The sequence below is a fragment of the Streptomyces sp. NPDC091289 genome, assembly GCF_044757365.1.
In the GTDB taxonomy this organism is placed as follows: Bacteria; Actinomycetota; Actinomycetes; order Streptomycetales; family Streptomycetaceae; genus Streptomyces.
Genome location: NZ_JBIVUT010000030.1, coordinates 39,858 through 53,412, shown reverse-complemented (window position 1 = coordinate 53,412; position 13,555 = coordinate 39,858). Strand labels below are relative to the sequence as shown.

Here is a 13,555-nt window from a genome sequence, read left to right as displayed (position 1 = left end):
ACCTGCCCACCGCGCTACCGCCGCTCGTGCACCCGCACCACCCGCAGGGCCGGCGAGCGGGCGATGTCCTTCTCGCAGAACCGGGACGTCACCCAGCGCTCACCCGCGTACAGCCGGGTCTGGTCGCTGAAGTGCGGTGACTTCGGGTTCTCCGACTGGGAGTACGTCAGCAGTGTCCGGGCCACCGGGCAGCGGCTGTCGTCCCAGCCGACCGCCTGGATGTAGCTGGAGCCCGACGACACCTCCGTATAGCCGCCCGCCGCCGCGTTCCACACCGGCTCGGTCTTGTTCCAGATGCCCAGCGACTCCGTCCCGCCGCCGATCGGGAGCCGCTTGCCGTTCCGTACGACGAACTGGTGCTTTCCCAGCGGCGCGTCGAGTGCGATGCCCGCCGCCCGCAGCTCCGCCACCGCGTCGGCCAGGGCCGTGCCCACGCCGGGCGCGGCGGTGTTCAGACCGCGCGGGGTGCGCACCGGGTCGGCCGGGTCGAACGGGGTCCGCCACAGCTCGGCGGCGGGCACCGACGACGCCCTCCGCCAGAACCGGTCGAAGAGCAGCGCGCCCCGGCTGGCGCTGTCCACGCTCCGGTCCCAGCGCCGCAGCACCCGGCAGGCCGCCGACACATCGACCGGCGTGCCGTCCGTGCCCACAGCCGTGCCGCCCGGCAGCGCCGCGCACCACTTCGCCGCCTCGGACGCGGCCAGGTCACCGGCCGGCGCCCGGTTGGCGAACTGCTGCCGCTGGAGATCCGCGACCCGGAGACGGCCCTGGTCCGCCATCGCCGCGACATCCTCGATCGCGCCCCTGGTCCGCATCGACCGGGGCGTCGCGACCGTGCCGAAGACCCGCTCGTACCCGGTCAGCGGCCGGTCGGCGTTGGTCAGCCACGCGCTGTCGTTGGAGTTCTCCACGTACGGCCGGTTCTTCAGCGTGGGCATCCGGCTCGGACCGAAGATGCCCGGCTGCACCGCGTCCGAGTCGCTGCCCAGCGCGCAGTCCGTCCGCGAACCGTCCAGCACCGCCAGTCCGGAAGCCGGATACGTGGCCTGACCCAGCGGGGTCGAGCAGCGTTCGGCCAGCTCGTCCGTGATCCTCGGCAGTACCTGCGACTGGGCGAAGAACGAGTGCCCCGCCCGGTCCGCCGCGATCGTGTTTACCCACGGCATGCCCTGGTTCCGGTGCAGCGAACGCTCGACGTCCGCCGTGGAACGGGCCTTGCTGAAGCCCAGACCGGTGTCCGCCATCCGCAGGTTCGTCGCGTTCGGGTCGTTGAGCGCGTACGCCGTGCTCGCCGTCCAGGGCAGTGGCAGCGCCGCGCCCATGGAGTCGACGACCGGGCCGTAGCGCGTCCACCACTGGGTCCGGGTCACCTCGGCCCCGCCCTTCACCGGGACGCTCACCGTCCGCTGCGTCATCCGCTCCCGCTTCCCGTCCACCAGATACGTGGTCGGGTCGGCCGGATCCAGCGTCAGCTGATGCAGATTCAGCGTGACGCCCGTGGCGACCGTATGGCTCCACGCCACATCGGCGTTGTGCCCGATCGAGATCGTCGTCGAGCCCAGCAGGGACGCGCCCGACACGTTCAGCTCACCGGGAATCGTCTGCTGCGACTGCCAGAAGCGGCGGCCGCCCTGCCACGGGTAGTGCGGGTTGCCGAGCAGCAGCCCGCGCCCGTTCGCCGTGGTGGAGCCGTCGAACGCCACCGCGTTGGAACCCATGTCCGCGTTCTGCGCCGACAGCAGCCGCTCGGCAGCCTTCGCCGCCTCCTCGGGCGTGACCCCGGGCGCCGGGGGAGCGGCGGCCGGCGGCCGCGCGGCCGTGATGCCGTCGATCCCGCGCCCCTGGCCGCCGAGCACGGCCAGCGCGTAGCCGCGCGCCGCCACGTCCAGTGCCGTCACCGGGCGCACCCAGGACGCGCCCCGGCAGGCCGGGTCGGTGGTCCGGTTCTGCTTGATCCACGCGTTGTACCCGGCGGCGAACCCCCGCATCGTCTCCTTGGCGTCCCGGCTCGGCCCGGCCGGCGCGGGGACCTTCAGCAGCTTCTCCACCGTGCCGCTGTCCCGGACGCCCCGGAAGTACAGGTCGCTGGAGAGGTTCGTCGCCGCCGAGGAGAGTGAGAAGTCCGTTGCGGCGTCCGGGCCGAAGAACCTCGACCGTTCGCCGCGCACCGTGAGGAAGCCGTCCGCCAGCGTGCACACCTGGTCGGCGGCCTGCGCCCAGCCGGTGCCAAAGCCGAGCTGTGCGTAGTCCTTGGCCACGATGTGCGGAATGCCGTACTCCGTGTACCGGATGACGGCGGAGAGCCCGCCGCCGGACGGGCGCCGCTCCTGCCCGGACCCGGACGCGGTGGCCGGCGGCAGCGAGGCCGACACGGTGAACAGGGCGAGACCGGCGACCCCGAGCAGTCTCAGACGGTTGCGTAACGTCACGGTGTTCCTCCCAGCGATACGGGTGGCACGGCGGCCGCTCCGGACCGTCCGGACAGCCACGCGCCACTCAGCCAGGCAGCCCCGCGAACTGTCAACCGTCTGGTCGGTATCCAGCCTCTTGACCCCCGGGGCCCGGGCCGCACAGGATCACGCCATGACAGGTGTACGCAGCAGCACAGTCGACGGCGTCCTCACCCGCAGCGCCCGGCGCGCCCCCGCCCGGACCGCCGTACGGTACGCCGACCGGGCCTGGACCTACCGCTCCCTGGACGCCGCCGTCTCCACGGCCGCCGCCGTCCTCACCGAGGAACACGGCCTGGCCCCCGGTGACCGGGTGGCCGCCTACGCGCACAACTCCGACGCCTATCTCATCGGCTTCCTCGCCTGCGCCCGGGCCGGGTTCGTCCACGTACCGGTCAACCAGAACCTCACCGGCGACGACCTGACCTACCTCCTCGACCAGTCCGGCTCCTCCCTCGTCCTGACCGACCCGGACCTCGCCGGGCGGCTCCCCGCCGGACTCCCGGTGCGCGCGCTGCGCGACGCCCCCGGTTCGCTGCTCGACGCCCTGGAGACGGAACGGTCCTTCACCCCGCAGCGCCCGCCCGCCTCCGACGACCTGGTGCAGCTGCTGTACACCTCCGGGACCACCGCGCTGCCCAAGGGCGCGATGATGACGCACGGGGCCCTGGTCCACGAGTACGTCAGCGCGATCACCGCGCTCGGCCTCGCCGCCGCCGACCGGCCCCTGCACTCCCTGCCGCTCTACCACTCGGCCCAGATGCATGTGTTCCTGCTGCCCTATCTGGCGGTGGGCGCGGAGAACACCATCCTGGACGCGCCCGACGCCGCCCGGATCTTCGACCTCGTCGAAGCGGGCCTGGCCGACAGCCTGTTCGCCCCGCCCACCGTCTGGATCGGCCTCGCCAACCACCCGGAGTTCGCCACCCGCGACCTCGGCGGCCTGCGCAAGGCGTTCTACGGGGCCTCGATCATGCCCGTGCCCGTCCTGGAACGGCTGCGCGCACGCCTCCCGCACCTGGCCTTCTTCAACTGCTTCGGCCAGAGCGAGATCGGCCCGCTGGCCACCGTGCTGGGCCCCGACGAGCACGAGGGCCGGATGGAGTCCTGCGGCCGTCCGGTCCTCTTCGTGGAGGCCCGCGTCGTCGACGAGAAGGGCGAGGACACCCCCGACGGCGCCCCCGGCGAGGTCGTCTACCGATCGCCCCAACTGTGCTCCGGCTACTGGGACAAGCCCGAGGAGACGGCGGCGGCCTTCCGCGACGGATGGTTCCACTCCGGCGACCTCGCGGTCCGCGACGCCGAGGGCTTCCTCACCGTCGTCGACCGGGTCAAGGACGTCATCAACTCCGGCGGCGTCCTCGTCGCCTCCCGCCAGGTCGAGGACGCCCTCTACACCCATCCCGCCGTCGCCGAGACCGCCGTCATCGGCCTCCCCGACGACCGCTGGATCGAGGCCGTCACCGCCGTGGTCGTCCTGCGGGGCGAGGCGAGCGTGGACGAGAGCGAACTCATCGCTCACGCCCGCGAGAGGCTCACCGCCTTCAAGGCGCCCAAGCGCGTGGTGTTCGTGGACTCACTGCCGCGCAACGCCAGCGGGAAGATCCTCAAGCGGCGACTGCGGGACGAGCTGGCCTGAGGACGATTACAAGCGCCCCGCCTCCACGATCCGCCGCAGGAAGCGCTGGGTGCGCTCCTCGCGGGGCGCGCCGAACACCTCCTCGGGCGTGCCGCGCTCCAGCACCACCCCGGCGTCCAGGAAGCACACCTGGTCGGCGACCTCGCGCGCGAACGCCATCTCGTGCGTGGCGATCACCATCGTCATGCCGTCCTCCTTCACCTCCCGTACGAGGCCCAGCACTTCGCCCACCAGCTCCGGGTCCAGGGCGGCGGTGATCTCGTCGAGGAGCAGCAGCCGGGGGCGTACCGCCAGTGCCCGGACGATCGCCGCCCGCTGCTGCTGTCCGCCGCTGAGCCGGTCCGGATACTCGTCCGCCTTCGCCCCGAGACCCAGCCGCTCCAGCAGCTCGCGGGCCTCCGCCTCGGCCCGGGACCGGGACAGCCCGTGGACCCGGCGCGGGGCCAGCGTGATGTTCTGCAGGACGGTCAGATGCGGGAAGAGGTTGTACGCCTGGAACACCACGCCGATCCGGCGGCGCACCGCGTCCGCGTCGGCCCGGGGGTCCGTGATCTCCTCGCCCTCCAGCCAGATCGCCCCGTCGTCGATCTCCTCCAGGAGGTTGGCACAGCGCAGCAGCGTCGACTTTCCGGAGCCGGAGGCCCCGATCAGCGCGGTCACCGTGTGCGGGGCGACCTCCAGGTCCACGTCCCGCAGCACCAGCGACATACCGAACGACTTGCGGACCGCTTCCATCCGCAGCACCGGAGCGTTGCTCATACGAGTCCTCCCTGGGCCCGCCGCCGGTCCATCCGGGCCGTCACCCAGTCGGTGAGCCGGGTCATCGGGATGGTCAGCGCCACGAAGACCAGACCCGCGACGACGTACGGGGTGTAGTTGAAGTCCTTGCTCGCGATGATCTGCGCCGCGTACACGGCGTCCACCGCCCCGGCGATCGAGACGAGGCCGGTGTCCTTCTGGAGCGACACCAGATCGTTCAGCAGCGGCGGCACCACCCGCCGCACCGCCTGCGGCAGTACGACGAAGCGCAGCGCCTGCCCGCTGCTCAGCCCCAGCGAACGCGCCGCCGCCCGCTGCGAGGGATGCACGGACTCGATGCCCGCCCGGAAGACCTCCGCGACGTACGCCGAGTACGTCAGCACCAGCGCGCCGCCGCCCAGCAGCACCGGATCGGTGGTCACCCCCTCCAGCCGCAGGGCGGGCACCCCGAAGACCACCATCAGCAGGCAGATGATGAGCGGCAGCCCCCGGAAGAAGTCCGTGTACGCGGTCGCCAGCGCCCGTACGGGGAAGAACACCGGACCGCGCAGGGTGCGCGCCACCGCCAGCAGCAGGCCGAGCACCAGGACGGCCGCACCGCACACGGCCAGCAGCCGGAGGTTCAGCCACAGGCCCTCCATGACCTGGGGGAAGGCGACGCGCGCGTAATGGGCGCTGAAGAACGTCTCCTTGGTACGGGTCCAGCCCGGCGAGCCTGTGATCAGCAGGAACAGCAGCGCGCCCGTCACCAGCGTGCTGGTCGCGGCGATCGCGGTGGCCCGCCGGGTGCGGCCCCGCCGGTACCGCTCGCGGGCGAGCCGGCGCTCGGAGGGGACGTAGCCGTCCTCGACGGCGGCCGGCGTCTTGTGCAGCGTCACTTGAGCACCGGCGCGTCGACGGCGTCGGAGAGCCACTCCTTCTCCAGGGCGGCCAGCGTGCCGTCCTTCCGCAGGGCGTCCACCGCACCGCTCACGCAGGAGGTCAGCGCGGACTCCTTGTCGAGGACCAGGCCGAACTGCTCCGGGTCACCGGGGGAGTCGGCGAACTGGCCCACCACCTTCGCCTCGGGCACCTCGGCCCCGGTGATGTAGAAGGCGGTCGGCAGGTCCACCACGATGGCGTCCACCTGGCCGGTCTTCAACGCCGACTTGGCGAAGTCGTTGCGCTGGTAGACGGCGGGCTTCTCGCCCGGCTTCACCAGATCGGTGATGAAGTCCAGGCTGGTGGTGCCCACCTGCGCGCCCAGCTTCACGTCCTTGAGGTCGGCCACGCTCGTCGCCTTCGCGGCCTTGGACGACTTCAGGGCGACGACGGCCTGGCGCACGTCGTAGTAGCCGGAGGAGAAGGCGACGGCCTTCTTCCGCTCCTCGCTGATGGAGACCTGGTTGATGTCGAAGTCGAACTTCTTCGCACCGGGCGCGAACGCGCTGTTGAACGGGGTGTGCTGCCATACCACCGCGTCGCGGTCGTAGCCGAGCTCCTTCGCCACGGCGTAGGCCACCGCCGACTCGAAGCCCTTCCCGTTGGACGGCTCGTCGTCGGAGAACCACGGGGCGTACGCGGGCTTGTCGGTGCCGACGGTCAGCTTCCCGGTGACCTGGGTGGCGAGCTCTCCGGGTGCGCAGGACGTCGTCGCACCGGCCTGGCCCGACGCCTCCTCCTGCTTGCCCGCTTGCGGGGCGCAGCCCGTGAGGACGGCGCAGAGGGTTACGGCGGAGCACAGGGCGGTGACCAGGGACCGGTTGGCGAGATGCATAGCGGGAGACTCGCAGTGCCCGGCCCCCTCTGTCGAGATATTCACGCAGCTGTCCGCATAGTGGGAACGGGTGTTGCGGGGGTGTGAACAGGCCGGTCACCGGCGCTGTTCACCCCGTGCCGGACTCCCGCAGGTCCACGATCCGCCGGATCTTGCCCACCGAGCGTTCCAGCGACTCCGGATCCACGATCTCGACCCCCACCGACACCCCGACGCCGTCCTTCACCGCCGCCGCGATGGCCAGCGCCGCCTTCTCCCGGTCGGCCGCCGTGGCGTCCGCCCGTGCCTCCGCCCGGACGGTGAGCGCGTCGAGCCGCCCCTGCCGGGTCAGCCGCAGTTGGAAGTGCGGGGCGACGGCGGGCGTACGCAGCACGATCTCCTCGATCTGGGTGGGGAAGAGGTTGACCCCGCGCAGGATCACCATGTCGTCGCTGCGGCCGGTGACCTTCTCCATCCGGCGGAACGTCCGCGCCGTCCCCGGCAGCAGCCGCGTCAGGTCCCGGGTGCGGTAGCGGATCACCGGCATCGCCTCCTTGGTCAGCGAGGTGAAGACCAGCTCCCCCTCCTCGCCGTCGGGCAGCACCTCACCGGTGAACGGGTCCACGACCTCCGGATAGAAGTGGTCCTCCCAGATGTGCAGCCCGTCCTTCGTCTCCACGCACTCCTGCGCGACCCCCGGGCCCATCACCTCGGAGAGCCCGTATATGTCGACCGCGTCGATGGCGAACCGGTCCTCGATCTCCCGGCGCATCCCCTCGGTCCACGGCTCCGCGCCGAAGATCCCGACCTTCAGGGACGTGGAGCGCGGATCGACGCCCTGCCGCTCGAACTCGTCCAGCAGCGTCAGCATGTACGACGGCGTGATCATGATGATCTCGGGCCGGAAGTCCTGGATCAGCTGCACCTGGCGCGCGGTCATGCCCCCGGAGGCCGGAATCACCGTGCAGCCGAGCCGCTCCGCCCCGTAGTGCGCCCCGAGCCCGCCGGTGAACAGCCCGTACCCGTACGCCACATGGACCTTGTGGCCGGGCCGGCCGCCCGCCGCCCGGATCGAACGGGCCACCACGTCCGCCCAGGTGTCCAGGTCCCGCTCGGTGTACCCGACGACCGTCGGACGGCCCGTCGTGCCGCTGGAGGCGTGGATCCTGCGCACCTCGTGCTCCGGTACGGCGAACATCCCGAAGGGGTAGTTGTCCCGCAGATCCGTCTTCGCGGTGAACGGGAACCGGGCCAGATCGGCGAGCGTACGGCAGTCGTCGGGCAGCAGCCCCGCGCGGTCGAAGGCGGCGCGGTAGAAGGGGACGTTGTCGTACGCGTGCCGCAGCGTGGTCCGGAGCCGCTCCAGTTGCAGGGTCTCCAGTTCGCCCCGGCCGAGCCGTTCCGCCGCGTCCAGCATGGCCGTCATAAGGACCCTTCCTCTCCCGAACCGGGCGACCGATCATTCGGTCGATCTTCCTGGGAGCAGTAATGCAGGAGGTCGGGGGCGCTGGCAAGAGGGGCGCACGCATCGCTCCGGATCAGCTCCCCGCGAAGTCCGGTGCGCCCGTTCGCGTGTTCCTGTTTTGATGGGGCGTATGCCGATCTTCTCCGCGTACGACACGACCACGCTCGCCTATCACCTGGTGGGGGAGGGGGCGCCGTTGATCTGTCTGCCCGGCGGGCCGATGCGGGCGAGCGCGTATCTCGGGGACCTCGGAGGGCTCGCCGCCCGGCGGCAGCTCGTCCTGCCGGACCTGCGCGGCACCGGCGACTCCGGCGTGCCCGACGACCCGTCGACGTACCGCTGCGACCGCCTCGTCGACGACGTGGAGGCGCTGCGCGAACACCTGGGCCTCGACCGGATCGACGTGCTGACCCACTCCGCGGGCACGGACCTCGCCCTGCTGTACGCCGCCCGCCACCCGGAACGACTGCGCACCCTGACCCTGATCACGCCCAGCACCCGGGCCGTGGGCATCGAGGTGAGTGACCAGGACCTGCGCGAGGCCGCCGAGCTGCGGCGGGAGGAGCCCTGGTACCCCGAGGCGCGGGCCGCCCAGGAGGCGCTGCTCGCCGGCGGGCCGTTCGCCGAGCTGTGGCCCGCCGTCCGGCCGCTCACCTACGGCCGCTGGGACGAGGCGGCCCGCGCCCATGCCGAAGCCTCCGCCGGACAGACCAACGCCGAGGCGCGCGGCCACTACGCCGGGGACGGCGCGTTCGACCCCGCCGCTACCGCCGCCGCCCTGCGCGAGGTGACCGTGCCGGTGCTCGTGCTCGCCGGGGAGTACGACGGTCACCCGAGCCCGGACCGGGCCACCGAGCTCGCCGCCCTCTTCCCGGGCGCCGAGTTCGTCGTCCAGCGCGGCGCGGGGCACTTCCCGTGGCTGGACGACCCCGGCGCCTTCGCCCGGGCGGTCGCGGCCTTCCTCGACCCGGAGGTCCTGAACGTGCAGGCGGGCGGCGTCCGGCTCGCGTACCGGGTGTGGGGGGAGGAGACGGCCCCGCCCGTCGTCCTGCTGCACGGTCGGGCGGGCTCCGGCGCGACCTGGACCCGGATCGCGGAGGACCTGGCCGCCGACCACCGGGTGTACGCCCCGGACTTCCGGGGCCACGGGCTGAGCGACTGGCCCGGCCGCTACTCCTTCGAGATGTTCCGCGACGACCTGCACGCCTTCCTGGAGGCCCGCAACCTGGCCGGCGCGACCGTCGTCGGGCACTCCATGGGCGGCGTGGCCGCCTACCTCCTGGCCCAGCGGGAACCGGGCCTGATCGGGCGGCTGGTCATCGAGGACGCGCCGCCCCTCCTCCCGCTCGACCCGCCCCGGCCGCGCTCCGTCCGCCCGGAGGGCGACCTCGACTTCGACTGGCCCGTCGTCCCCGACATCGACGCCCAGCTGAACGACCCCGACCCGGCCGTCCGGGAGCGGTTCCCGGAGATCACCGCGCCCACGCTCGTCATCGGCGGCGGCCCGGCCAGCCACATCGACCAGGGCCAACTCGCCCTGATGGCGGGGGCCATGGCCGACGCCCAGCTGGTCACCATCGACGCCGGGCATCTGATCCACACGGACCGGCCGGAGGAATTCCTCGCGGCGATCAGGGCGTTCGGTCTCGCCTGACCCGGTCATGGTGGCCAAGTCAACTGGCGACGGGCGTTGTTGAACCGGCAACGATGAAAGATCATGGAGAGAGCAGCGGTACGGGACGAGGCCGCGCGGACCGAAAGGGAGAGGCGGCGCGTGCTGACCGAGGCGGAATTCCGGACCGATGCCCTTGCTCCGAGCGACCGGTTCGCCGGCTGGCAGCAGTGCATGACCGACGTCGTCGCGCCCATGGAGATCACCAGCCCGTACGCCGACGACTTCTGGGCCGATCACCGGCTCCTGCGCATCGAGGACACCTGGCTGTGGCCCACCCGTCTGCACGCGTCCCGCTACCGGCGCACACCCCGGCTGATCCGGCAGTCCGACCCGGGGCTGCTCCACATGACGCTGGTCCGGCCCGGCAGCGGGACCGTGCTCGTCGAGCACGGCGGGCCGCACAGCGCCGTCGGACCGTACGACCTCTATGTCCTCGACGTGTCCAGACCCTGCGACGTCGGGACCGACGACGAGCCGATCGTGGGGGTGGGCGTGGACTTCCCCCGGTCGTTGCTGCCCCTGCCGATGAGCACCTCACTGGACGACGTGCTCGGCCGGCGCCTCTCCGGCCGACACGGCTTCGGCGCGCTGTTCAGCCAGTTCGTCACGCATCTGGTGGACCAGTCGGACTCCTACGGTCCCGCCGACGGGCCCCGGCTGCACCGGATCCTGCTCGATCTGGCGGCCGGACTGCTCGCCAGCGGGCTCGACCGGGATACGGCCCTGTCGCCGGAGACCCGGACCCGCAATCTCGTCCTGACCATCCGCTCCTTCATCGGCGGCAACCTCCACGACCCCGGGCTCACCCCGGCGGCCGTCGCCGCCGCGCACCACATCTCCACCCGGCATCTGCACCGGCTGTTCCGGCAGGAGGACACCACGGTGGCCGCCCTCATCCGCGACCGACGCCTCGAACGGGCCCGCCGGGATCTCGCCGACCCCGCCCTGGCCCACACACCGCTGCACACGATCGCCGCCCGGTGCGGCTTCGGCGCGCCCGCCCACTTCAGCCGGGTGTTCCGGGCCGCCCACGGCATGTCCCCCAGCGACTACCGGCACGTCAGGCTCCGGGAGGGAGCGGAGCCGGCGCGCTGAGGAACGCGGGGCGGGGCGCTCGGCGCACCCCCGTGGCGCCGGGCACCCCGACGTCCACCAGTCTGCGGACCGCTCCCCGCCCTGTCGTTGACGATCGGCGACGGGGCGTTGACGATCAGCGCCCGGGCCCGAACGGGCGGTCCCTCACCGCTGAACGGCCCCCGCCGCCACCGCTTTCGCCCACCGGTAGTCCGCCTTGCCGCTCGGCGAGCGCTGGATCCGGTCGGCGAGCACCAGCGCGCGGGGGATCTTGTAACCGGCGAGCCGCGTCCGGCAGTGCGTCTGCACCGCCTCCAGGGTCAACGCCTCCGCTCCCTCGCGCAGTTGCACCACGGCGGCCACTCGGTTGCCCCAGCGCTCGTCGGGGACGCCCGCGACGAGCGCGTCGTACACGTCCGGATGGGACTTGAGCGCCTGCTCGACCTCCTCCGGATGCACCTTCTCGCCCCCGGTGTTGATGCACTGGGAGCCCCGGCCGAGCACGGTGACGATGCCGTCCGCGTCCACGGTGGCCATGTCGCCCAGCAGTACCCACCGCTCCTCGCCCCTGCGGAAGAAGGTGTCGGCGGTCTTGGCCGGGTCGTTGTAGTAGCCGAGAGGGACATGCCCGCGCTGGGCGATGCGGCCCGGCTCGCCGGGGGCCACCGGCTCGTACGTCACCGGATCGACCACGGCCGTACGGGCGTTGACCTGCACCCGGAAGCCCTTCTCCGGTCCCGAGTCGGCGGTGGCCGTGCCGTTGAAGCCGGACTCGGAGGAGCCGAAGTTGTTCAGCAGCATCACCGTCGGCACCAGCGCCTGGAACTCCGCCCGCACCGAGTCCGACATGATCGCCCCGGAGCTGGAGACGGAGAACAGCGACGAGCAGTCCGTCCCGCGCAGGGGGCCGTTCAGGCAGTCGATCAGCGGGCGCAGCATCGCGTCGCCGACCAGCGACACACTGGTGACCTTCTCCTTCTCGATCGTCCGCAGCACCTCGTCGGGCACGAACTTGCGGTGCACGACGACACGTTGGCCGAAGTTGAAGCCGATGAACGCGGTCAGCGTGGAGGTGCCGTGCATCAGCGGCGGGGTGGGGAAGAAGGTGATCCCGTCGCCGCCGGCCGCGACCCGCTCCGCCAGCTCCTGCGGAGACTTCACCGGATCGCCCGTCGGCGCTCCGCCGCCCAGTCCCGAGAAGAACAGGTCCTCCTGACGCCACATCACCCCCTTCGGCATGCCGGTCGTACCGCCGGTGTAGATGATGAACTGGTCGTCGGCGGAGCGGGGAGCGAAGCCCCGGGCGGCGGAGCCGGACGCCTCGGCCTCGGTGAAGGGGACGGCCGCCGGGCCCGGAACGGCCGCCGGGGCAGGCCCCACCCGGACCAGATGGTGCAGGCCGGGGGCCTGCGGGGCGGCCGCCGCGACCCGCTCGTCGAACTCGCCGTCGAAGACCAGCGCCGCCAGGTCCGCGTCCCGGTAGAGGTAGACCAACTCCTCCTCGACATACCGGTAGTTGACGTTGACGGGCACGATCCGGGCCTTGAGGGCTCCCAGGACCGTCTGGAGGTATTCGACCCCGTTGTAGAGGTGCAGCCCCAGATGCTCGCCCGGCCGGATGCCCGCGTCGATCAGGTGGTGGGCGATCCGGTTGGCGGCGGCGTCCAGCTCCGCGTAGGTGAGCCGCCGCTCCGCGCCCGTACCGGGATGGTCGACGTACAGGAGCGCCTCGCGGTCGGGCACCGCGTCGACGACCGATTCGAACAGGTCGGCAAGGTTGTACTCCACCGTTCCTCCTGACCCCGGGTGACTGGCGACTCGGCCGTCATTAGAGCGCCGGGCGGCACAAGTGGGAAGGGGTGGCGTCGAAACAATCTGACGAGCTGTCAGAAAACTATTGAACTGCGACCCCTCCTCCTGCAACCTGTTCCAGGTCTGGAGACAGGAGTCGGTCATGGGCGGTAGTACGGAACACCTCACCGTGCGGCGCGAAGACGCCACGCTGGTGCTCACGTTGAACAGACCACAGGCCAGGAACGCGCTCTCGCTGCCGATGCTCGTCGGCCTGTACGACGGCTGGCTCGCGGCCGACGCGGACGACACGGTCCGCTCCGTCGTCCTGACCGGCGCGGGCGGCGCGTTCTGCGCCGGCATGGACCTCAAGGCGCTGGCGGGCGGCGGAATGGAGGGCGAGGAGTACCGGGAGCGGATGACCGCCGACCCGGACCTCCACTGGAAGGCGATGCTGCGCCACCACCGGCCGCGCAAACCGGTGATCGCCGCCGTGGAGGGCCCCTGTGTCGCGGGCGGCACCGAGATCCTCCAGGGCACCGACATCCGCATCGCCGGGGCGGGCGCCACCTTCGGGCTCTTCGAGGTCCGCCGGGGCCTCTTCCCGATCGGCGGCTCCACCGTCCGGCTGCCCCGCCAGATCCCCCGCACCCACGCCCTCGAAATGCTTCTCACCGGCCGGGCGTACACCGCCGACGAGGCCGCCGCCATCGGGCTTATCGGCAGGGTCGTGCCCGACGGAACCGCACTGGAGGAGGCCCTCGCCGTCGCCGAGCGGGTCAACGCCTGCGGGCCGCTCGCCGTCGAGGCCGTCAAGGCCTCGGTCTACGAGGGCGGCGAGCTGACCGAGAGCGAGGCCCTGGCCGCCGAACTCAAGCGCGGCTGGCCCGTGTTCGCCACCGAGGACGCCAAGGAGGGCGCGCGCGCCTTCGCCGAGAAGCGCCCGCCCGTCTACCGGCGCGCCTGA

10 protein-coding genes are annotated in these 13,555 nt (G+C 72.1%); 4 read left to right on the top strand and 6 right to left on the bottom strand.

The window, feature by feature from the left end:
* Nucleotides 1-14: 14 nt before the first annotated feature.
* Nucleotides 15-2,429 carry an acylase gene (locus tag ACIQPT_RS32460; protein WP_401161157.1) on the bottom strand — a complete coding sequence of 805 codons (2,415 nt, stop codon included), beginning with the start codon at nucleotides 2,427-2,429 and terminating at the stop codon, nucleotides 15-17.
* Between the two features lie 154 nt (nucleotides 2,430-2,583).
* Here ACIQPT_RS32460 and ACIQPT_RS32455 point away from each other — a divergent pair, with 154 nt between their 5' ends.
* On the top strand, nucleotides 2,584-4,089 hold the full coding sequence (locus ACIQPT_RS32455; RefSeq protein WP_401161155.1) for an acyl-CoA synthetase: 1,506 nt from the start codon (nucleotides 2,584-2,586) through the stop codon (nucleotides 4,087-4,089).
* Nucleotides 4,090-4,095: 6 nt separating this feature from the next.
* Here ACIQPT_RS32455 and ACIQPT_RS32450 read toward each other — a convergent pair whose 3' ends face one another.
* The 4 genes from ACIQPT_RS32450 to paaK form a co-directional block, all read right to left on the bottom strand.
* Nucleotides 4,096-4,848 (bottom strand): amino acid ABC transporter ATP-binding protein, encoded by a 753-nt coding sequence (locus ACIQPT_RS32450; RefSeq protein WP_401161153.1) that lies wholly within the window; start codon nucleotides 4,846-4,848, stop codon nucleotides 4,096-4,098.
* Nucleotides 4,845-5,726 carry an amino acid ABC transporter permease gene (locus ACIQPT_RS32445; protein ID WP_401161151.1) on the bottom strand — a complete coding sequence of 294 codons (882 nt, stop codon included), beginning with the start codon at nucleotides 5,724-5,726 and terminating at the stop codon, nucleotides 4,845-4,847. The genes ACIQPT_RS32450 and ACIQPT_RS32445 overlap by 4 nt, the downstream gene beginning before the upstream one ends.
* Nucleotides 5,723-6,604 (bottom strand): ABC transporter substrate-binding protein, encoded by an 882-nt coding sequence (locus ACIQPT_RS32440; protein ID WP_401161149.1) that lies wholly within the window; start codon nucleotides 6,602-6,604, stop codon nucleotides 5,723-5,725. The genes ACIQPT_RS32445 and ACIQPT_RS32440 overlap by 4 nt, the downstream gene beginning before the upstream one ends.
* Nucleotides 6,605-6,713: 109 nt before the next feature.
* Complete coding sequence (gene paaK, locus ACIQPT_RS32435) at nucleotides 6,714-8,009, bottom strand: phenylacetate--CoA ligase PaaK (protein WP_401161147.1); 1,296 nt, start codon at nucleotides 8,007-8,009, stop codon at nucleotides 6,714-6,716.
* Between the two features lie 169 nt (nucleotides 8,010-8,178).
* On the opposite strand from paaK, the gene ACIQPT_RS32430 reads away from it, so the two are divergent.
* Entirely contained in the window at nucleotides 8,179-9,702 is a 1,524-nt protein-coding gene (locus ACIQPT_RS32430; RefSeq protein WP_401161145.1) for an alpha/beta fold hydrolase, read from the top strand.
* A gap of 120 nt (nucleotides 9,703-9,822) precedes the next feature.
* Nucleotides 9,823-10,818 (top strand): AraC family transcriptional regulator, encoded by a 996-nt coding sequence (locus ACIQPT_RS32425; protein ID WP_401161266.1) that lies wholly within the window; start codon nucleotides 9,823-9,825, stop codon nucleotides 10,816-10,818.
* Nucleotides 10,819-10,962: 144 nt separating this feature from the next.
* On the opposite strand, the gene ACIQPT_RS32420 is transcribed toward ACIQPT_RS32425, so the two are convergent.
* On the bottom strand, nucleotides 10,963-12,585 hold the full coding sequence (locus ACIQPT_RS32420) for an acyl-CoA synthetase (protein ID WP_401161143.1): 1,623 nt from the start codon (nucleotides 12,583-12,585) through the stop codon (nucleotides 10,963-10,965).
* Nucleotides 12,586-12,751: 166 nt separating this feature from the next.
* Here ACIQPT_RS32420 and ACIQPT_RS32415 point away from each other — a divergent pair, with 166 nt between their 5' ends.
* Entirely contained in the window at nucleotides 12,752-13,555 is an 804-nt protein-coding gene (locus ACIQPT_RS32415) for a crotonase/enoyl-CoA hydratase family protein (protein ID WP_401161141.1), read from the top strand.

Coding starts and splice junctions, on each gene's coding strand:
- ACIQPT_RS32455 (WP_401161155.1), top strand. CDS start 2,584: ATGACAGGTGTACGCAGCAGCACAGTCGACGGCGTCCTCACCCGCAGC.
- ACIQPT_RS32450 (WP_401161153.1), bottom strand. CDS start 4,848: ATGAGCAACGCTCCGGTGCTGCGGATGGAAGCGGTCCGCAAGTCGTTC.
- ACIQPT_RS32440 (WP_401161149.1), bottom strand. CDS start 6,604: ATGCATCTCGCCAACCGGTCCCTGGTCACCGCCCTGTGCTCCGCCGTA.
- paaK (WP_401161147.1), bottom strand. CDS start 8,009: ATGACGGCCATGCTGGACGCGGCGGAACGGCTCGGCCGGGGCGAACTG.
- ACIQPT_RS32430 (WP_401161145.1), top strand. CDS start 8,179: ATGCCGATCTTCTCCGCGTACGACACGACCACGCTCGCCTATCACCTG.
- ACIQPT_RS32415 (WP_401161141.1), top strand. CDS start 12,752: ATGGGCGGTAGTACGGAACACCTCACCGTGCGGCGCGAAGACGCCACG.